Source organism: Empedobacter sp. GD03865 (assembly GCF_029840775.1).
In the GTDB taxonomy this organism is placed as follows: Bacteria; Bacteroidota; Bacteroidia; order Flavobacteriales; family Weeksellaceae; genus Empedobacter; species Empedobacter falsenii_B.
In genome coordinates, this window is record NZ_JAOCDF010000020.1 from 35,894 (window position 1) to 57,062 (window position 21,169).

Consider the following 21,169-nt stretch of genomic DNA (forward strand, 5'->3'; position numbering starts at 1 on the left):
TTTTGATTTTATACAAATTTATTATCCAAAATCAAGGTAGTTTTGAATAAAATCAATGTACATTTAAAAACTTAAAATTCAAATTACAAAATGACATCAGAGGAGAAAGTTCCGTCCGTTTGGAAAAATAAAGAATTTATTCCATTCATATTTTTAAGGTTTTCCTTAATCTTTGCTTTATTCATTCAGAGTACGTCTGTTGCGTACGAAATTTTTAAAGTCACTCAGAAAGAAATTTTTCTTGGATTAATTGGTTTAGCCGAGTTTTTACCAATTCTTTTAACTGCTTTTTATGCGGGACAATTGGTCGATAAATTGGATAAACGGATGATCTTGGTACGAAGTATTGGTTGTTTTATGACCGCTTCTTTTGTCTTGATGATTGTTAACTTTCCGTCAGTTCGCCAAGCAATCGGAATTCCTGTTTATTTGGGAATCTGTTATTTTGCATTTTTCATTTTAGGATTGACAAGATCCTTTAGCGGACCAGCTTTATTTGCACTTTTAGCCTTAGTTGTCCGTAAAGAAAACTACACAAAAGCAATTCCAGTTTCTTCGTCTGCATTTATGATTGGATCAGTTTTAGGACCTTTGGCAGGAGGAGTTATTTTAGCAAAATTTGGTATTGAAGCCGCTTTGATAACCGCTTTTACAATTATGTGTATTTCGATGGTGATGATATTATTAATTTCTAAAAAACCAGCAGAAATATCAGAATCAGAATCGACAGAATCGCCAATGACACGTATCAAAGAAGGTTTGAGATTTATTTGGGGAACGCCAATTATATTAGCTGTTTTGAGTTTGGATATGTTTGCGGTTTTCTTTGGTGGAGCAGAATCGTTGTTACCAGCTTTCGTTGAAAAAGTATTGAATCAAGGTTCTGAAGCTTTTGGATTATTACGTTCAGCACATGGAATTGGATCGATTATAATGATGTTTTTCTTGTCGATGATTCCAAGTTTATTGAAAGGAAATGTTGGACCAAAATTATTGGGAGCAGTCGCAATGTTTGGAGTTTGTATTATTTCTTTTGGATTTAGTCAAAATCTGTATTTATGTTTTGTGATTTTGATGTTTGGAGGAGCTTTTGATGCAATTTCGATGGTAATTCGTCAAAGTATTTTACAAATCAAAACGCCCGAAAATTTGAAAGGTCGTGTTTCATCTGTCAACTCAATATTTGTGAGTTCTTCTAACGAATTAGGAGCTTTAGAAAGTGGGATTGCTGCAACATTTTTAGGGTTAGTTCCAGGAATTATTTTTGGAGGAACAATGACAATTTTAACTGTAATTTTTATCGCTTTTTTCATCAAACCTATTCGAAAAGTAACCTTAGAATAAAATAATTTACTTAAAAAAATAGACAATAAGGCTTTTGTTAATTTTTAAAGTCTATTTTTGCAATAAACTGTTCAGAAAATGTTTAAATATTTATTAATTACTTTTTGTACTTTATTTTTAATTTCTTGTTCGACAGATACTTTTGAAGAAGATTTAGTTGAATCGAATGAAAATTTGTTTCCAACAAGTTATTTTTCTAATCGTTATTTTTTTGATGATTTTGATAATCTTTATCAATTTGATAGTATTCAAATTATTTATGATGAGGAAAATCGTCCTATTGAGAAGAAAGTTAAGTATTTATTATATTCGTTAAGGGATCAGAAAGTAAATTATATCAATGATTCTGAGTATGAAATTATAGAGAATGGTCAATTAATAGAAACAGGAAATTATCAGCTAAAACTATATTACAAACACAAAATCATTCAAAAAATTTGGTCTGAAAAAAATGGCATTGTAACGAAATATGATTATCAACCAATTGATGGTGATACAGTTTTGACTTCGGTTCAAGAATTTAAAGATAATAGATTAGTTGCTAATGAAACTTATACATGGGACAGAAATAATAAATATCCACATGTAACAAATTTGGATAGTATTGTAAGAACTGATATTATTGACGATGACAATTTGATAAGAACTGTAACAAAATTTGATTATGATGATTACCAAAATCCATTTATTCGATTAGGAATTTTTGATGATATTAATTATAGACATTTATCGTTTAATAATTTTATCAAGAAAAGTATTAGGATTACTAATAAAGATAATGTGCAGATGTTTAAAAATGTTTTTAATTGCGAATTCAAATATAAAAACGGGAAAGTAGATTTAACGAAATAACACAAAGCGAATCAAACGATTCGCTTTTTTGTTATCTTTAAGAAAATAATTATCAATGAAATCTATTGTTTACTTTTTACTTTTAGGATTTGGTTTGTTGAGTTGTAAGCGAGAATTATCGTAAGAAGAACGCGATAAATTGCGTCAAGATTCGATTAATCAAAAGATTTTGGCAATGGGAATGAATGCAGATTCTTCGTTTTCTTATAGAAAGTACGAGAAAGATTTAGAAAAAAAAATTGAAGATGATTCTGTAAAACCTGAGTTGATCTTTATCCCTTTTTCTGATTATCAATTTATTTTTTACAACGATTCAGTTACATATTTTTATTATAATAAGTTTCCTTACGATAAAATCTGTGGAACTGAAGCGTTACAGGATTCTAATGATAAAAAAATAACGGAGTTATTTAAAGTGCCTAAGAAAGATTTGGTAAAATTAAATGATAAATCAATATTAGATTTGGTAAAGAATTTAGAAAATGATATTGTAAAATCTGATAAAAGAGTAACAATTGTTTTAGGCGTAAATAAAGATTCAATTAAAATTAAAGAACTTCAAAAATTAAGAGAATATTTAGTTAACACAGATTTCGGATATCAATATCGTCCGCTTTCAACGCGCGAACGTTTGGTAGCCGATGCGAAATTTAAAAACACTTCCGAAGATTTTTCTAAAATAAATTGGGATAGCGCTTATCACGAGGATTATAAGAAGTTTTATCCAGAAAACTAAAGCGTCAAACCTTCCAAATCATCAATGGTCCCGTTGTAGATATTCACATCAACTTTATAACGTTTTACACCATCTATGGTTGCTTTTTCGGTAAATTGCCAAAAATCCCAATGCCCTTTCATTTCTTGGACCCAAAAATTGTAATTGGCAATCCAAATAATATAACCATCAAAATGATCTTGTAAATAATCTTCAAAATATTTATCTGATGTATAAATAATCGGTTTGATATCGTAATGCTCTTCAACAATTTTGCACCAATTCTTGATTCCTTCGACTAAACGATCCATGGATTGTGTTTTCGGTAAGGTTTCAATATCCAAAACTGGAGGCAAATCACCATTTTCTAATTTTACTTTTGCAATAAAATTTTGTGCTTGTAAAGTAGAGTTTTCATCTGGACGATAAAAATGATAAGCACCACGCAAAATATTATTTTCTTTTGCACCTTCCCAATTATCCTCAAAAGTCTCATCAATAGACGAAGTTCCCATTGTAGAACGGATAAAAGCAAAATTTATCGGATACAAATTGTAAATCGTATGCATTTTCGTCCAATCAATTTTTCCTTGATAATGCGAAACATCAACACCAAAAGTTTTGAGATAATATTTATCCATCACCTCAATATTTCGGATATCAAATTTTGTGACTTTATCATCAACCAATTTTTCGCCTTTCAGCGATTTTTCTACAACCGAAAAATAGTAATGAATACCATGGCGATAACGATATGCAAAATAAACAACGCACAAAATCAGCAAACTAATTACATAAGTCGAAAGTTTGATTTTTTTTAATGTATTAAAAATAGATTGTTGTGTTTTCTTTTTACGGGGCATTTTAGTAGTTGAAATAGATAAATTCTATGCAATATTACTTCAATTTTCGATGATAAAAAAAGTAAAATCTTCATTATCTTTGTTCAGTATGAAAAAATGGATATTAGCCGCAAGGCTTCGCACATTACCACTTTCTTTGAGTGGATTATTATTGGCTGGATTTATTGCAAAATCAGAAGGAATCTTTCGAAATGATATATTTTTCTTATCTCTTTTAACAACTTTGGCTTTCCAAATTTTATCAAATTTCGCGAATGATTATGGCGATGCGGTAAAAGGAACGGACGCAAATAGAGTAGGAGAGCAGCGTGCTGTAGCATCTGGATTGATAACTCAAAACCAAATGAAAATAGCTATTGGAATTATGGTTGCAATTTCTTTAGCTTGCGTTTCAGCATTGTTGTATGTATCTTTTTATCCAAATGATATGAAATATATTTACATTTTTCTTGGACTGGGAGTTGCGTCTATTTTTGCAGCAATGGCTTATACAATGGGAAAAAAACCATACGGATATATTGGTTTAGGTGATGTTTTTGTGTTCTTATTCTTTGGGATTTTAGCTGTTGCTGGTGGAGAATTTTTATATTCTAAAGTTTTTCAATGGCAAATTTTATTACCTGCAGCTTCGATGGGATGTTGGAGTGTAGCAGTGCTAAATTTGAACAATATGCGAGATGTGAAAAATGATGTCAAAAACAATAAAATTACTGTTGCATCAAAATTAGGTTTTCAAAAAAGTAAATATTACCAAATGGCTTTAATGACGATTCCGTTCGCATTAAGCGCATTATATGTAACGATGTCACCACTTAAACAAGGTAAATTATCTGGTTTTGTATTTTTAATTTTAATCTTTTTTGCGAACGCCATTCGTCGTCAAATTTTTGCAGTAAAAGATCCTAAAGATTTCGATCCATTCTTGAAACAAGTAGCAATGTTAGCTTTATTTTTCGCTGTATTATTAGGATATAGTTTAATCGGTTTCGATTTTATTGATACTTTAATTCGTTAATCACAAAAAAATATATAATGAAAATTCAATATTTAGGACATGCCTCGCTTGCGATTGAAGCAAACGGTAAACACATTATTGTTGATCCATTTATTACACCAAATGAATTAGCAAAGAATATCGATTTCGAAAGTTTAAAAGCGGATTATATTGTTATTACGCATGCGCATCAAGATCATGTGTATGATGTGGAAGAATTGGCAAAACGTACAGGAGCTTTGATTATTTCGAATGCAGAAATTGCTTCTTATTATTCGGAAAGAGGTTTAAAAGCACACGGAATGAATACAGGTGGTAAATTTAGTTTTGATTTTGGTTCGATTCAATCTACAATTGCATTTCATTCGAGTTCATTTGCTGACGGAACGTATGGAGGAGATCCGAATGGTTACATTATCGAAAGCGAAGGAAAGCGTGTTTACATTGCTGGAGATACAGCTTTGACGTACGAAATGAAGTTGATTCCAGATACAATTGGACAACTTGATTTAGCAATTTTACCAATCGGAGATAACTTTACGATGGGTGCAAAAAGTGCTTCTATTGCGGCAGAATATGTGCAAGCAACTAAAGTTTTAGGTTATCATTATGATACTTTTCCACCAATTAAAATTGATAAAGCAGAAGCGAAATCTATTTTCTTTTCGCGTCATATTCAATTGATTTTATTAGAAATTGGAGAAGATTTAACAGTTTAATAAATTCTTTCCAACATATAAAAGCTCGAGATTATCTCGAGCTTTTTTTATTATTCTCCAATGTGAATATTATTTTTTTTCAAAATTTCCATAAATTTTTCTTCTTGATTATTCTTTTTCATTGCTTGATATGCAACCGAAATTACCGTTTCTGCATCCGATCTGTATGGCGAATTATTTTCAATGTATTTATTATAGGCTTTGCACATGTAATCTAAACCTTTTTCATATTCTTTAAGATCAACGATATACAAATGACCTAAACCGTAAAAAGTTTCAGGATTGTTTGGATAAATATCTGCAAACTTTTCATAGGCTTCTATTGCCGCAGTATAATTTTTTTGATGTATATAAGCCACTGCAATATTTTGTAATGGCATAGCGCCATAAGGATTGATTTGCAAAGATTTTTGATAAGCTTCTATTGCCTCATCATATCGTTCCAATCTTCTCAAATTTACCCCAAGATTATCCCACGCATAATAAAACTTCGGATCTTCTTTAACCGCATTTGCAAAAAATTCTGCTGCAGATTTCCAATTACTTTCCTTTACAGCTTTCAAACCTTCAGAATAATAATCCAAAGCTTTTCTATTTTCAGAAGGAATTTCATTTTCTAATCCAATTTCACTTGAAGCGATAATATCTCTAAAATTATCGCAATTATCGAATAAATCTGACTCGATTGCTCTGTAATATTTTAGATATTCTCCACTTTTTTCGTTTGTATCAATATTAATTTTGATTTCTTTTTTATCCTTTTTCTTTTTCTCGTTTGTTTCAATTGGAATAGCACTTAATTTATCAATCATCTGAAAAGCCAGCACTTCTTCATCAATACAAGATTTGATTTTGTCATAAAGCTCTTTTCGATTATATAATTGGTTTTGTTCTATTTTATGAAAACATTCGCAACTATTTTTAACAGCATTTGCCTTAAATTTATCAAAATCCGATTTTTTTTCTTGTGCAATAACATTGCTTGCAGAGATTAAACTTATAATTAAAATGTAAAATTTATTCATAATGAGTATTAATGTTTAGATAAATATACAATTTAATCGATTCAGTGGTAAAAATAATACGATTCTAAATCCTATTGATAATAATTAATCTTTCTCATTCGATTATCTTTGCCGCAATTATTCGATAAAATTTATGATTACAGTTAATGATATTGCCGTTCAATTCGGTTCTTCAACGTTGTTTAGTGGAGTTAGTTTTGTGATAAACGAAAATGACAAAATTGCCTTAATGGGTAAAAATGGTGCAGGAAAATCTACTTTACTTAAGATTGTTGCAGGAATCAATAAACCTTCTTTGGGAAATATTTCAGCACCAAAAGATGCGGTAATTGCATATTTGCCGCAACATTTGTTAACCGAAGATAATTGTTCTGTTCGCGAAGAAACGTCAAAAGCTTTTGCTGAATATTTATCAATGAAGAATGAAATTGATGAATTAAATGAGCAATTAACTGTACGAACTGATTACGAAAGTGATGATTATATGAAGCTAATCGAGCGTGTTTCAGAAGTTAGTGAAAAGTTTTATTCGATAGAAGAAGTGAATTACGAAGCCGAAGTGGAAAAGGTTTTGAAAGGAATGGGATTTGCGCAAGAAGATTTGGATCGATCAACTTCTGAGTTTTCGGGAGGTTGGCGTATGCGAATCGAATTGGCTAAAATTCTTTTGCGTAAACCTGATTTGATTTTATTAGATGAGCCTACAAACCACTTGGATATCGAATCAATTCAATGGTTAGAGGATTTCTTGAAAAATCAAGCCAAAGCTGTTATGGTGATTTCGCACGACCGCACGTTTGTCGATAATATTACAAATCGCACTATTGAAGTTACAATGGGACGAATTTATGATTACAAAGCCAAATATTCTGACTATTTAGTGTTGCGTCAAGATCGTAGAATTCATCAGCAAAAAGCTTATGATGAGCAACAAAAATTCATAGCCGAAAATAAATTATTTATCGAACGTTTTCGCGGAACTTTCTCTAAAACAGAACAAGTACAATCACGCGTTCGTATGTTAGAAAAGTTAGATATTATCGAGGTTGATGAGGTTGATACTTCAGCTTTGAAATTGAAATTCCCTGCGGCTGCACGTTCTGGGCAATATCCTGTTGTAGTCGAAAATTTAGATAAATCGTATGGTGATCATATTGTGTTTAAGGATGCAAATATGGTCATCGAACGAGGACAAAAAGTGGCGTTGGTTGGGAAAAATGGTGAAGGAAAATCAACAATGATTAAAGCGATTATGAATGAAATTGATTTTGAAGGAAAATTAGAAATTGGTCATAATGCACAAATCGGATATTTTGCTCAAAATCAAGCTGCTTTATTAGATGAAGATTTAACTATTTTCAAAACTGTAGATCGCATTGCAGAAGGTGATATCAGAACACAAATTAAAAATATTTTGGGTGCATTCATGTTCAAAGGTGATGATATCGATAAGAAAGTAAAAGTGCTTTCTGGAGGAGAAAAAACACGTTTGGCAATGGTAAAATTGTTGTTAGAACCTTATAATGTCTTGATTTTAGATGAGCCAACAAATCACTTGGATATGAAAACAAAGGATATTATCAAAGATGCGTTGAAAGAATTTGAAGGAACAGTAATTTTAGTTTCTCACGATCGTGATTTCCTAGATGGATTGGCAGAGAAAGTTTTCGAATTTGGAAATAAACGTGTCAAAGAACATTTCGAAGATATCAAAGGTTTTCTTGCAACAAAGAAAATGGAGAACTTGAAAGAAATAGAAAAGTAAATTTTAGATAAAAACAAAAAATCCACTCAACTGAGTGGATTTTTTTATGCTTGTTTCTTCACGAATTTCGTTAAAATAACGATTAATTGTCCGTCAACTTTTCCTTCAATTTGTTCGGTATTATCATGAACTAAACGAATGTTTCGAACAGCAGTTCCAATTTTTGCATTGATAGAAGAACCTTTTACATCCAAATCTTTAATCAATGTCACCGTATCTCCATTCACCAAAATATTCCCGTTGCTATCTTTGTGCAAATCAACACTCCCATCTCCTTCATGATCTCCAGAAGCTTTTGCCCACTCCATATTTTCGTCATCTAAATACATCATGTCTAAAGCATCAGCAGCCCAAGACTCGTTTCTAAAGCGATTCAATATTCTCCAAGAAAGCACTTGTACAGAAGGAACCTCACTCCACATAGAAGAAAGTAAGAATGATTCCCAAAAAGATGCATCCAATTCTTCTCTTTTTTCAATCTGATTAATACATTTTTGAGTTATATAGACATTTCTGTCTGGATTACTACTTGCATCAGGATTCACTTCATAAATAGCTAAATCTTCTGTAAATCCTGTCAACTCACATTGGTTGCCACTTCTTTCTTGTAAAAATGTTTCTAATTTCATATGTTGATTTTAAAGCTTTGCAAAGATAACCTTATATTTAGAATTTAAACTTTTAAGGATTTTTAATCAGAATTATTTAAATTCGTTAAGAATAAAATTCAACCTTAAAATATGTTAGTAAAGAAAAACTCAGGTGAGTTAATTCCATATAATCCAAAAGCTTTAAAACGTTCATTAACGAAATCTGGCGCAAAAAAAGAGGAAGTTGAAGAAGTTTTCGAATTAGTTTCGAAAGATCTTTACGAGGGTATTCCGACAAGAGAATTGTATAAAATTGCTTTTGCCCATCTCAAAAATTATAGAAATTCGTATGCGGCGCGTTATAGCTTGAAAAGAGCTTTGCGAGATTTGGGACCAGAAGGATACTATTTCGAAAAGTGGATTGGAAAAGTGATGCAAGCGGCAGGATATCAATCTTTGCATTCAGAAATTGTACAAGGAAATGCGGTAACGCACGAAATAGATGTGGTGGCTTCTAAAGGTGATCAGTTACTTTTCTGTGAATGTAAATTTAGAAATGACGAAGATGCCAAAATTTCGGTGACAACACCGATGTATTTTTTATCACGAATGAAAGATGTAGAAGGTCATACGTATCATTTTTTTGGACGAGATATGAAACCAACAAAAGGTTTCTTGGTAACAAATGCTTATTTGACAACTGATAGTATAGATTTTGCAAATTATTATGGAATTGGATTAATTTCTTGGGATTATCCAGAAACAAATAGTATCAAATATTTGGTTGATAATGCGGCTTTGTATCCAATTACATGTTTAACGACTTTGACGCCAGAGCAAGAAAAAGTTCTTTTGTCAAAAGAATGTATTTTGGTGAAAGATTTAAAACAAAATAATAAGTTTTTAGATTCATTAAATTTGTCTCAAGAACAACGAAACGAAGTTTTGGAAGAAACGAATGAATTGTTAGAAATCGAGAATTTTACGTGCGAAATTGCTTAAACTGAAATAAAAAAGAAGCTCAATATTGAGCTTCTTTTGCTTTATAATTCTTTAAAAATCTCAAAACTATCTTTGTGATCGCACCAAAATTCATCCAAATTAATCATTCGATCTTTTAGGAACGGAATAATTTGCGGCCAATCGGTTTCTCTAAAAATACTAATGTTTTCTAAACGTATTTTTATTGTCGAAATCATTTTTCCGTCTTCGTCATAATCTTCTTTTGTCCAAATCCATTTTTCGCCAAGATAATTTTCCAAAACATTTTCATATTCCTCAAACTGTTCATAGATCATCAGTTGAACTGACGGATCTGGATGCGAAATTTCAATCGAAACCTCTGCAAACTTGCGTTCGACATCCGTTCTAAAATAAACACCTTTTATATCCGTTTTGTAATTTATCCAATTAATACGCGTTCCTTCGGCATTCATCTGCAATTTCATATACGTTCCATACGAAATCCAAAAATCCTTTTTTATGCGATAAGCATCTTCTTTTGAAAACAAATTGATTATTTTTTTACAAAAATCGGTTTAATATTCTATTCAACAAAATTTCGAGAAAAATAGCTTGGATTGATTCTTGTTCTATTACATTTGAACAAATATTTTTAAAAAGTAAATATGAAACTATTTTCTTTCCTTGGTTTAATGGGAATTTTGGCTTTTTCTACTGTAAATGCACAATCTGTAGAAACTGTAAAATATGAAGCTTTGCACGAAAAAATAGCAAATTATAAAGATCAAATTGTGGTGGTTAACTTTTGGGCAACGTGGTGCGCACCTTGTGTAGAGGAGATTCCTGCGTTTATGGAAATTAATGAAAAATACAAAGACAATCCAAATTTCAAGATGTTGTTGGTTTCGTTGGATCGACCAAAAATTATCGATAAAGTAAAGAAATTTATGGTTGACAATAAGATAAATGCAGAAGTTGTTTTGTTGGATGATACCAAACGAATGAATGAATGGATTCCGTCATTTGATCCGAAATGGGCAGGAAATATTCCTGTGACAATCATTTACAATAAAGGAGAAAAAGTTGTTTTTCATGATCAAGCCATGACCAAATTTGAATTAGAAGATTACATTACCGAATATCTTAATTAAACGATAAAACTCCTGAAAATACTTTTAGGAGTTTTTTATTTTTTGTAAGTTTATACTAACATAAAACTACAAAAATGAATAAAAAACATATTAGAAAAGATGTTATTCAACATTTAATTCAATTGAAACAAAATGAAATTGATGCGTTAAAAGAATCTGAACGAATTTATGCTGAAGGAGCAGATTTAGACGAAGAATCAAGTTTAGAGTTAGATGATTTTGCACAACAAAGTCAGTCGACAGATGCAGCGAGAAGTTTACGAGTTCGTATCAATCAAGCAACTGAAGATTTAGAAAATTTTAAAGCGTTAAAACCTGAATTGGTTGACGAAATTACAGAAGGAAATGTTGTGTTTACAGATAAAGTGAATTTTGTAATTGGTTTATCTTTCAAAGATTTTGAATGGGAAAATAAAAAGTTTGTTGGAATTAGTACACAAGCGCCTATTTTTGATGCTTTAGTTGGAAAACGAGCTGGAGATAAATTAGAATTTAATGGAATCAATTATACCATAGAAGAAATATTATAACATGCCAAAAATACATACAATCGATCTTAATTTTCAGAATGAAAACGAAGCAATCGCATCTTATTTAATCGAAACTGAACAAGGACCAATCTTGGTTGATCCAGGGCCATATTCAACTTTTGAAAATTTGAAAGCGGGAATTGAAGCGTTAGGTTGGCGAGTAATCGATATCGAAAATATCTTAATTACACATATTCATTTTGATCACGCTGGTGCTGCGTGGAAATTTACAGAACATGGCGCAACAATTTTCTTAAATCCGATTGGTTTACCACATCTGAAAAATCCTGAAAAATTGTGGGAATCAGCAAAAATGATTTATGGCGATGATATGGATCGTTTGTGGGGAGAAATGAAACCAATTGACGAAGAATATTTGGTTGGTTTGGCAGATGGACAAAGTGTGGAGTTTGGTGATGCGGTTTTTCAGACTGTTTATACGCCTGGACATGCTGTTCATCACAATGCTTATGTGTTAGATGATGTTATTTTTACAGGTGATGTAGCAGGAGTGAAGATTGAAAACGGACCTGTTGTGCCGCCTTGTCCGCCGCCAGATATTAATATTGAATTGTGGAAAGAATCGATTGCTAAATTGAGAAAAATTAATGCAAAAGGAATTTATCCGACGCATTATGGTTATCACGAAGATTTAGAAAATCATTTTGATCAATTAGAAAAATCGTTGGATGATTGGTCAAATTATATCAAACCAATGTATGATGATCAAATTCCGAACGAAGAAATTGTGCCTGTTTTTGTCGATTATGTCACAAAAAATTATAAAGATTTAGGTTTGACAGAAGATCAAATTCAGGTGTATGAATATGCCAATCCATGCTGGATGTCTGTTAATGGACTAATGCGTTATTGGAAATTAAAAGAACAAGGAAGATTATAAAACGAAAAGCTGTCAAATTTTGACAGCTTTTTTTATTCTATTTTTAATTCATATTGTTCAACCAAAATATTTCCCGTAGAATTTAAAATTTCAGTTCCAAATTCAAACGAAGATAAATAGACGTTTTGTCCAATATAATCTCGTTTATTCATCTCATTTATCAACTCCATCACATTTACTTTTCCCGAAGTTCGTTTTTCTTTTCGCACAAAAGCAATATAATCCCAGCTTGTATTCAAATCTTTTTTAATAATATGACCTCTGTAAATATCATATTGTCCAAATGTGGTTATTACATTTCCTACTTTTTTGCCAAATGGCTTGAATTTATTGTAATCTTCCCAAATCATTACTTCAATTCCGATGGTTTGTAGAGCGACTTTTGGCGAATTGTGTAACCAAAAATCAAAAGCTAAATTATATTTTTTGTCATTAACCTCTAACTTCGTTTTATAGTCAACTTCAAATGTTTTTACCTCATTTATATTCTTGAAATAATTATCAGTTTTGATGTCAGTTAAATTAAACCAAGCACTTTCTCCAAACCAAATTTCAGGATAACCCACCACGCCATATTTCTTGCCAGGCGTTTGCCATTTCCAACCAGCTGCTGTGTCAGTTGCGAAAATTGTTTGCGAATAAACACCTTTTTTTATTTTGTGTTCGCCCCATTTATTATTGTTAATTTCATATTTCTGCCATTTTATGGTCGCTCCATTTTCTGACTTTTCTTGATTAGATTGTTGACTAAAACTAAGAATCGAAAAAGAGAATAATAAAATATTTAAAAGTTGTTTCATCATTTATGCTAATTAAAAAAGGATGCAAAAGCATCCTTGTAAAAATATGAAATTGTGATGATTATAATCGAATTAATTTGTCTTTTGCAACTTGATAATCTACTAATAAGTCGTCAAAAACTTCTGCAACTGTCGGAATAGAATCTATTAATGACGAAACTTGACCAATTTCTAATTCTCCATTCACCAAATCACCTTCAAACATTCCTTTTTTAGAACGTCCTCTACCCAAAAGCTCTTTCAATTCTTCTGCGGTTGTACCTTGTTGATATTTTTCTTGAACTTGAGTATAAAATTCGTTTTTAATTAATCGAACAGGAGCCAATTCTTTCAATGTAAGTTGCGTGTCACCTTCTTGCGCATTTACAATCACATCTTTGAAAGCTTGATTAGCAGAAGATTCCTGAGTTGCAGCAAAACGAGAACCAATTTGTACTCCATCTGCACCTAATGCAAATGCTGCTAAAATTTGAGAACCTGTTCCAATTCCTCCAGCAGCAATTAATGGAATATCGATTTGACGTTTCACATTCGGAATAAGACAAAGTGTAGTGGTTTCTTCTCTGCCATTATGTCCGCCAGCTTCAAAACCTTCTGCCACGACAGCATCCACTCCTGCATCTTGAGATTTTAATGCAAATTTGGCACTACTGACAACATGTGCAACAGTTATTCCTTCTTTTTTTAAAGTTTCTGTCCACGTTTTTGGATTTCCGGCAGAAGTAAAAACAACTTTTACACCTTCCTCCACAATAATTTGCATAATTTCTTCAATATTCGGATAAAGCATTGGAACATTAACGCCAAAAGAATGATTTGTAGCAGCTTTACACTTCTTTATATGCTCGCGTAAAACATCAGGATACATGCTTCCAGCACCTATTAAACCTAGTCCTCCAGCATTACTTACAGCTGACGCTAATCGCCAACCACTATTCCAAATCATACCACCTTGAATAATTGGATATTTTATTGCAAATAATTTTGTTATATTCGTGTCCATTTTCGTTATATTTAGGCATAAAATTAAATAAATATAGAGAACGAAAAAATTTAATTTTAACATAAATACTGACAGTTTGACTTTGGCAGATTATTTGATTTGCAAAAAATCAAATTTTAGAAAATAAATTAGAGTTTAATTGTCTCTACTAATAATAAAAAATATAAGCTATGTATTGGACTTTAGAATTAGCATCTTATTTAAGTGATGCACCTTGGCCAGCAACAAAAGATGAATTAATTGATTACGCAATTCGTACTGGTGCACCTTTGGAAGTTGTAGAAAACTTACAATCTATTGAGGATGAAGGAGATTCTTACGAAAGCATTGAAGAAATTTGGGCTGACTATCCAACGGACGACGATTTCCTTTGGAACGAGGACGAATATTAAAAATAAAAAAGCCCAAATTGGGGCTTTTTTCGATTCTATAATCTATAACTAACATAGTTAACGTATATTTGCATCTTAATTAGTCTCAAATATATTGTGGCTAATTTTGACGAAGAACGCAGAAAAATATGAATATTTTAAACAAAATTTTACAAGGTTTCTTAGGTGATAAGAATGCCAAAGATGTAAAAGAATTACGAAAATATGTTGACTTAGCGAATGAAGCTGGTCAAAAGCTTAGTTCATTATCAATTGATGAATTAAGAGGGCAAACTTTAGAGTTTAAAGCTAAATTAGCTGATGCGACTAAAGATTTCAAAACTCAAATTGAAGAGTTAAAAAAACAAGTTGAGGAAACAGAAGATTTTGGTGTAAAAGAAGATTTATACGCTAAAATTGATAAAATCAATAAAGAAGCATACGAAGTAGAAGAGAAGATTTTATTAGAAATCTTACCAGAAGCTTTTGCTGTAATGCGCGAAACAGGGAAACGTTTTACTGAAAACGAAACGTTAGAAGTTACAGCTTCTGAGTTTGATAAAGTTTTGGTAAATCGTGGACACGATTTCGTTTCTCTTAAAGATGATAATACTGCAATCTGGAAAAACTCTTGGGATGCAGCAGGTCGTCAAGTAACATGGGATATGTCTCATTACGATGTTCAGTTTATTGGAGGTACCGCTTTACACTTAGGTCGTATTGCGGAGATGCAAACAGGGGAAGGTAAAACGTTGGTTGCAACTTTACCTATTTACTTAAATGCACTAACTGGTCGTGGAGTTCACTTAGTAACGGTGAATGATTACTTGGCAAAACGTGATATGGCGTGGATGCGTCCAATTTTCTCTTTTCATGGTTTATCAGTAGATTGTATCGATAATCACCAACCAAACTCTCCAGGTCGTCGCGATGCGTATGCATCTGATATTGTTTATGGAACAAATAACGAATTTGGTTTCGACTATTTACGTGACAATATGGCAAATACACCAGATGCTTTGGTACAACGTGAATTAAATTTTGCGATTGTCGATGAGGTCGATTCAGTTTTAATTGATGATGCTCGTACACCATTGATTATTTCTGGTCCAGTTCCACAAGGAGATCGTCACGAATTTGATGTATTAAGACCAAAAATTGATCGTTTATATCAAATGCAACGTGAGATGTTAGGAAAAACATTAAACGAAGCAAAAACATTATTCAAACAAGGAGATTTAAAAGAAGGTGGTTTCAAATTATACCAAGTTTACCGTGGTTTACCAAAATACAAACCATTAATCAAATTCTTATCTCAAGATGGTATTCGTGCTCAATTACAAAAAACAGAAGCGCATTTTATTCAGGATAATAACCGTGAAATGCCAAAAGTTGACGAGCATTTATACTTTGTTATTGATGAAAAACAAAATCAATCAGATTTAACAGATAAAGGAATCGAGTATTTGTCTAAAGGAATGGAAGATGAGAATTTCTTCATTTTACCAGATGTTTCGACAAATATTGGAGCAATTGAAAATTCAGGAAAAACTAAAGAAGAAATTCTTCAAATGAAAGAAGAATTTTTCCGTGATTTCTCAATCAAATCTGAGCGTATCCATACTTTAAGCCAATTGTTAAAAGCATATACATTATTCGAAAAAGATATCGAGTATGTTGTGGTTGAAGGTGAAGTAAAAATCGTTGACGAATCGACAGGTCGTATTATGGATGGTCGTCGTTATTCGGATGGATTGCACCAAGCAATTGAAGCGAAAGAGAATGTAAAAATTGAAGCAGCTACACAAACGTTTGCGACAATTACATTACAAAACTATTTCCGTATGTACAATAAGTTAGGAGGTATGACTGGTACAGCGGAAACTGAGGCAGGTGAGTTCTGGGAAATTTACAAATTAGATGTTGTTTCTATTCCAACAAACCGCCCAATTTTACGTAACGATAAAAACGATATTGTTTTCAAAACAAATCGTGAAAAATATAAAGCAGTAATCGAGGAAATTGTTCGTTTATCTCAAGATGACAAACGTCCAGTTTTAGTTGGAACAACTAATGTTGAGATTTCTGAGTTATTATCAAAAGCATTAAAATTACGTGGAATTAATCACAATGTTTTAAATGCAAAATTACACAAAAGCGAGGCTGATATTGTAACAGAAGCTGGTAAACCAGGAGCTGTAACAATTGCAACGAATATGGCTGGTCGTGGTACCGATATTAAATTAACGAAAGAAGTAAAAGAATCTGGAGGTTTAGCAATTATTGGTACTGAACGTCACGATTCTCGTCGTGTAGACCGTCAGTTACGTGGTCGTGCTGGTCGTCAAGGAGATCCAGGATCATCTCAATTCTTCGTTTCATTAGAAGATTCATTAATGCGTTTATTCGGTTCAGAAAGAATTGCAAAATTAATGGACCGTATGGGACACAAAGATGGTGAAGTGATTGAACATTCTATGATTACAAAATCTATCGAGCGTGCACAGAAAAAAGTAGAAGAAAATAACTTCGGTATTCGTAAACGTTTGTTAGAGTATGATGATGTAATGAATAAACAACGTGAAGTAATTTACAAACGTCGTCACAATGCATTGTTCGGAGATCGTTTGGAAGTTGATATTGCAAATATGATTTATGATGTTGCGGCTTCTGTTGTAAAATCTAACAAAGATTTCGAAGATTTTGATCAATATGAATTAGATTTAATTAAATTCTTTACAATGGGAACTCCTGTTACTGAAGATGAATTTAGATCTAAATCAATCAAAGATTTAACAAATATTACGTACGACGCAGCAATTGAAGATTACAAAGCACGTATGAAATATGTTGCAGAAACAGCTTTCCCAGTAATTTCGAATGTTTTCGAGAATCAAGGACATATGTTCTCTCGTATTCAAGTACCATTTACAGACGGAATTCGTCAAATGACAGTTGTTTGTGATTTGAAAGAAGCATACGAATCTCAAGGTAAAACTTTAATAAAAGATTTCGAAAAATCAGTTGTATTAAGTTTGATTGATGATAACTGGAAAGAGCATTTACGTGATGTTGATGACTTACGTAAAACGTCTCAAAATGCGGTTTACGAACAAAAAGATCCATTGGTTGTTTACAAACAAGAGTCTTTCCATATCTTCCAAAGAATGTTAGACACAGTGAACAAAGAAATTATTTCGTTCTTGTTCAAAGGAGAATTACCAAATACTCAAAAAGAAGAATCTGTAGAGGAAACTGAATCAGTAAACTAAAAAGATTTTTTTATATAACTTTAACCCTTTCTGAAATTTTCTGAAAGGGTTTTTTAGTATTTTTACATTAACTACTGAAAGTTTTCAGTATCAAATTATTAAAATTTTAAACAAATGAAATTTGCATACTTACACGGCTACCAAGGTTTTGTAACAGATGAAAAGAGAGAATATTTAGATTCTTTGGGAGAATGTTATGCACCATCAATTGATTACGATAATGCTCCAACTTTGATTCAAGATTTGATTGAACATTTTACAAAGGAACCAATCGAATTTATTGCAGGGACAAGTTTAGGCGGAATGATAAGTTATTATTTGGGATTATTGTTAAATGTTCCAGTTTTGATGTTTAATCCTGCTGTAATAGCGGTAGAACGTTTAAAACCTTTTTTGCCAGAACAATTATTAAAAGGAGTTCCAACAAAATCAAATTTAATTTTTACAGGATTAAAAGATGATGTGATCGAACCAAAATTTCAGATTGAATTTGTAGAAAATCTTCAAAAACAAAACGGAAATATCGAACAGATTTTTGATGCTGAAATGACACATTTAATCACATTAGAAGAATTCGAAAAAGCTTTTGAAACTTTTTTGGAGAACAAAAAGTAGATAAAAAATCCCAATAAATTAATTTATTGGGATTTTTAAATTTTATTTATACAAACGCGCTAAATCCTGTGATAGATCGACCTACAATAAGCGAATTGATTTCTTTTGTGCCTTCGTAGCTGTAAATGGCTTCGGAGTCGGCAACAAAACGAGCGACGTCATGCTCTAATAATATTCCATTTCCGCCCATTACTTCTCGTGCTCGTGAAACGACATCGCGTGTTCTCATTGTACAAAAAACTTTAGCTAAAGATGCGTGTTCGTCTAGTAAAATTCCCTCGTCTTGCATTTCAGATAAGCGAAAAACTAAAGTTTGCATTGCTGTTAAATTAGATAACATTTCTACTAAATGTCCTTGTATCATTTGAAAAGAAGCAATTGGTTTCCCAAATTGTTTTCGATTTCGAGTGTAATCTAAAGCGCTTTCATATGCTCCGCGCGCGCAGCCAGTTGCCATCCAAGCAACTCCAGCTCTTGTCATTCGCAATACTTTTGCTGTATCTTTAAATGAATTAGCATTTTGTAAACGATTTTCTTCTGTAATTAAACAATCTTTCAGAGTAATCAAGCCATTCTGAACAATTCGTAAAGCCATTTTTCCTTTGATTTTTTCTACAGAAAAACCAGGATTATCTTTCTCAACAATGAATCCTTTTACTTCTCCATCATCCAAATCTCTTGCCCAAATAATCACTAAATCTGCAAAAGTCGCATTACCAATCCATTTCTTTTGACCGTTTAAAATCCAACCTTCTTCTGTTTTTTTACACGTTGTTGTTAAACCTCCTGCCGCACCAGAACCAACTTCAGGTTCAGTTAATCCAAAAGCTCCAATTTTATCAAATTTTTGCATTTGTGGTAACCATTTTGCTTTTTGTTCTTCCGATCCACACATATAAATTGATCCCATAGACAAACCAGATTGTACGCCAAAAAAAGTTGCAATCGAAGCATCTACACGAGCCATTTCCATAGCCAAAACGCCTTCCATAATAAAAGGTAAATTTGGACAACCATAACCGTCGTAAGTGACGCCGCAAATGTTAAGTTCTTTAAATTTTGGAATTAATTCGAAAGGAAATTGATCACGAAGCCAATAATCATTAACAATTGGTTTAACTTCTTTTTCCATAAAAGCTCTTACTTTTAATTGTAATTCGCGTTGTTCTGGAGTTAAAGTGTGAAAAACATCGTAGAAATCACCATCAATTGGAGGAAGTTCTTTGTTTTTTTTATTTGGATTTAACATTTTCATCATTCCTTGAAGTTGTTTATCATCAAGTTTCGAAAAGTTTTCCATTAAAAGTGGTAAATCTACTTTTTGAGAAATTTTATTTAATTGCTCTAAATTAACAGATTTTAGTAGATGGACGATATTTTTTAAATTAGAAAATGCTCCTGACATATTTTGTGGTTTTTTAACCAAAAATTATCAAAGAGCATTCCTAAAATATTGTATTGTAAGAAAAAATTAAGCTTTACCTAATTTTATTTTCAAATTGTCTAACATTGTAGTTGTCATTTTATCGATATCAAATTTTGGTTCAAATCCCCAATCTGCTTTTGCAACAGAATCATCGATAGAAGACGGCCAAGAATCTGCAATAGCTTGACGGAAATCTGGCGCATAATCGATTGTGAAATTTGGAATATGTTTTTTGATTTCTGCTGCTAAATGTTCTGGTGCGAAGCTTAAACCTCCTAAATTATAAGATTTAAATTCACCTAATTGTTTTGGATCAGCAGACATTAATTCAATAATGGCATTTATTGCATCATCCATATACAACATTGGTAAATAAGTTCCTTCTTTCAAGAAAGAAGTATATTTTCCATCTTCAATTGCTTTGTAATAAATATCAACTGCATAATCTGTAGTTCCACCTCCAGCAGGAGTTTTCCAAGAAATAAGACCAGGAAAGCGAACAGAACGAACGTCTACATTATGATTTTGTTGGTACCATTTGCACCAATATTCTCCTGACAATTTGGAAATGCCATAAACTGTAGAAGGAGTTTGAATTGTATTTTGTGGTGTATTGTCTTTTGGTGTATCTGGACCAAAAACGCCAATAGAAGAAGGCCAAAAGATTTTATCGATTACTTTATCTTTCGCTAATTCAAGGAAAGTAAGTAAAGTGTCCATGTTTAATTTCCAACCAAACATTGGATTTTTTTCAGCTGTACCAGAAAGTAGAGCCGCTAAATGATAAACAGTTTTAATATTGTGTTTTGCAATGACTTCTTTTATTCGATCAGCATCCATTACATCAATTACTTCGTAAATCCCGTCGTAATCAACATCTTTAGGATCACGTATATCAGAAATAATTACATTATTTTTTCCATGAATGGTTTTTAATTTCTCAGCCAATTCAGAACCAATTTGTCCTAAAGCGCCGGTGATCAAAATCGTATCGGTTTCCATCTTAAAAAGTTACTTTGTTTGGTCCCAAATTTAAAGATTTTCTATTGAATATGGATATAACAAAATAATATTTAGATATTAATAATGAAATCGATTGTTTTTTGCTAAATATATAAATATGGAATGATATATATAGAAAAATTTTCTGTTTAATAAGCTTTTTACAATATAAAATATCTTAAATGATAAAGAGTTTTGGTTTGAAAGTTTTAAAAATGTTAATTTTTATCCTTAAAAGTGTTGAAAATTGCACGAATTATTAATACTT

21 protein-coding genes are annotated in these 21,169 nt (G+C 31.8%); 13 read left to right on the top strand and 8 right to left on the bottom strand.

The annotated features are described in order from the left end of the window. The first annotated feature begins 90 nt into the window (after positions 1–90). The 3 genes from N5D46_RS08875 (at position 91) to N5D46_RS08885 (ending at position 2,932) form a co-directional block, all read left to right on the top strand. On the top strand, positions 91–1,344 hold the full coding sequence (locus N5D46_RS08875) for an MFS transporter (RefSeq protein ID WP_280049771.1): 1,254 nt from the start codon (positions 91–93) through the stop codon (positions 1,342–1,344). Positions 1,345–1,422: 78 nt separating this feature from the next. Next, positions 1,423–2,196, top strand: coding sequence for a hypothetical protein (locus N5D46_RS08880; RefSeq protein ID WP_280049772.1), 774 nt, complete (start codon positions 1,423–1,425; stop codon positions 2,194–2,196). Positions 2,197–2,335: 139 nt separating this feature from the next. Continuing rightward, on the top strand, positions 2,336–2,932 hold the full coding sequence (locus tag N5D46_RS08885; protein ID WP_280049773.1) for a hypothetical protein: 597 nt from the start codon (positions 2,336–2,338) through the stop codon (positions 2,930–2,932). On the opposite strand, the gene N5D46_RS08890 is transcribed toward N5D46_RS08885, so the two are convergent. Then, positions 2,929–3,774: a GH25 family lysozyme gene (locus N5D46_RS08890; protein WP_038332218.1), complete on the bottom strand. Its 846-nt coding sequence runs from the start codon at positions 3,772–3,774 to the stop codon at positions 2,929–2,931. The genes N5D46_RS08885 and N5D46_RS08890 overlap by 4 nt on opposite strands. An 88-nt stretch (positions 3,775–3,862) precedes the next feature. Between N5D46_RS08890 and menA the strand changes: the two genes are divergently transcribed. Next, positions 3,863–4,789: a 1,4-dihydroxy-2-naphthoate octaprenyltransferase gene (gene menA, locus N5D46_RS08895; RefSeq protein ID WP_114999711.1), complete on the top strand. Its 927-nt coding sequence runs from the start codon at positions 3,863–3,865 to the stop codon at positions 4,787–4,789. Between the two features lie 17 nt (positions 4,790–4,806). Beyond that, positions 4,807–5,487, top strand: a complete 681-nt coding sequence (locus N5D46_RS08900; protein WP_038332212.1) for a metal-dependent hydrolase — start codon at positions 4,807–4,809, stop codon at positions 5,485–5,487. A 50-nt stretch (positions 5,488–5,537) separates the two neighbouring features. Here N5D46_RS08900 and N5D46_RS08905 read toward each other — a convergent pair whose 3' ends face one another. Beyond that, entirely contained in the window at positions 5,538–6,512 is a 975-nt protein-coding gene (locus tag N5D46_RS08905; protein WP_280049774.1) for a tetratricopeptide repeat protein, read from the bottom strand. A gap of 133 nt (positions 6,513–6,645) precedes the next feature. Between N5D46_RS08905 and N5D46_RS08910 the strand changes: the two genes are divergently transcribed. Then, a complete protein-coding gene (locus N5D46_RS08910) occupies positions 6,646–8,277 on the top strand; it encodes an ABC-F family ATP-binding cassette domain-containing protein (RefSeq protein WP_280049775.1) in 1,632 nt (543 codons plus the stop codon). 44 nt (positions 8,278–8,321) lie between these two features. On the opposite strand, the gene N5D46_RS08915 is transcribed toward N5D46_RS08910, so the two are convergent. Next, positions 8,322–8,906 carry an alkylphosphonate utilization protein gene (locus tag N5D46_RS08915; protein WP_125350187.1) on the bottom strand — a complete coding sequence of 195 codons (585 nt, stop codon included), beginning with the start codon at positions 8,904–8,906 and terminating at the stop codon, positions 8,322–8,324. 111 nt (positions 8,907–9,017) lie between these two features. On the opposite strand from N5D46_RS08915, the gene N5D46_RS08920 reads away from it, so the two are divergent. After that, complete coding sequence (locus N5D46_RS08920; protein WP_125350186.1) at positions 9,018–9,869, top strand: ATP cone domain-containing protein; 852 nt, start codon at positions 9,018–9,020, stop codon at positions 9,867–9,869. Positions 9,870–9,910: 41 nt separating this feature from the next. Here the strand turns inward: N5D46_RS08920 and N5D46_RS08925 are convergent, their stop codons facing one another. After that, complete coding sequence (locus N5D46_RS08925; RefSeq protein ID WP_125350185.1) at positions 9,911–10,378, bottom strand: DUF4268 domain-containing protein; 468 nt, start codon at positions 10,376–10,378, stop codon at positions 9,911–9,913. 117 nt (positions 10,379–10,495) lie between these two features. Between N5D46_RS08925 and N5D46_RS08930 the strand changes: the two genes are divergently transcribed. The 3 genes from N5D46_RS08930 to N5D46_RS08940 all read left to right on the top strand — a co-directional run bounded on the left by N5D46_RS08930 (position 10,496) and on the right by N5D46_RS08940 (position 12,412). After that, positions 10,496–10,981: a TlpA disulfide reductase family protein gene (locus N5D46_RS08930; protein WP_125350184.1), complete on the top strand. Its 486-nt coding sequence runs from the start codon at positions 10,496–10,498 to the stop codon at positions 10,979–10,981. A gap of 74 nt (positions 10,982–11,055) precedes the next feature. Next, positions 11,056–11,511: a hypothetical protein gene (locus N5D46_RS08935; protein ID WP_038332187.1), complete on the top strand. Its 456-nt coding sequence runs from the start codon at positions 11,056–11,058 to the stop codon at positions 11,509–11,511. 1 nt (position 11,512) lies between these two features. Next, on the top strand, positions 11,513–12,412 hold the full coding sequence (locus tag N5D46_RS08940; RefSeq protein ID WP_114999717.1) for an MBL fold metallo-hydrolase: 900 nt from the start codon (positions 11,513–11,515) through the stop codon (positions 12,410–12,412). 32 nt (positions 12,413–12,444) lie between these two features. On the opposite strand, the gene N5D46_RS08945 is transcribed toward N5D46_RS08940, so the two are convergent. Together N5D46_RS08945 and N5D46_RS08950 are read right to left on the bottom strand one after the other, a co-directional pair. Further along, a complete protein-coding gene (locus N5D46_RS08945; RefSeq protein ID WP_181816286.1) occupies positions 12,445–13,212 on the bottom strand; it encodes a hypothetical protein in 768 nt (255 codons plus the stop codon). A gap of 61 nt (positions 13,213–13,273) precedes the next feature. Beyond that, positions 13,274–14,215 (bottom strand): nitronate monooxygenase, encoded by a 942-nt coding sequence (locus N5D46_RS08950; RefSeq protein WP_280049776.1) that lies wholly within the window; start codon positions 14,213–14,215, stop codon positions 13,274–13,276. Positions 14,216–14,385: 170 nt separating this feature from the next. On the opposite strand from N5D46_RS08950, the gene N5D46_RS08955 reads away from it, so the two are divergent. The 3 genes from N5D46_RS08955 to N5D46_RS08965 all read left to right on the top strand — a co-directional run bounded on the left by N5D46_RS08955 (position 14,386) and on the right by N5D46_RS08965 (position 18,473). After that, positions 14,386–14,607, top strand: coding sequence for a DUF2795 domain-containing protein (locus N5D46_RS08955; protein ID WP_019976296.1), 222 nt, complete (start codon positions 14,386–14,388; stop codon positions 14,605–14,607). 128 nt (positions 14,608–14,735) lie between these two features. Continuing rightward, the gene (gene secA / locus N5D46_RS08960; RefSeq protein WP_114999722.1) at positions 14,736–17,858 is read left to right on the top strand and encodes a preprotein translocase subunit SecA; all 3,123 of its coding nucleotides are present in this window, start codon (positions 14,736–14,738) and stop codon (positions 17,856–17,858) included. Between the two features lie 114 nt (positions 17,859–17,972). Beyond that, positions 17,973–18,473, top strand: coding sequence for a YqiA/YcfP family alpha/beta fold hydrolase (locus tag N5D46_RS08965; RefSeq protein ID WP_280037347.1), 501 nt, complete (start codon positions 17,973–17,975; stop codon positions 18,471–18,473). A gap of 46 nt (positions 18,474–18,519) precedes the next feature. Here N5D46_RS08965 and N5D46_RS08970 read toward each other — a convergent pair whose 3' ends face one another. Then, the gene (locus tag N5D46_RS08970; RefSeq protein ID WP_280049777.1) at positions 18,520–19,878 is read right to left on the bottom strand and encodes an acyl-CoA dehydrogenase family protein; all 1,359 of its coding nucleotides are present in this window, start codon (positions 19,876–19,878) and stop codon (positions 18,520–18,522) included. 66 nt (positions 19,879–19,944) lie between these two features. After that, a complete protein-coding gene (locus N5D46_RS08975) occupies positions 19,945–20,901 on the bottom strand; it encodes an NAD-dependent epimerase/dehydratase family protein (RefSeq protein ID WP_125350177.1) in 957 nt (318 codons plus the stop codon). Between the last annotated feature and the right edge of the window lie 268 nt (positions 20,902–21,169).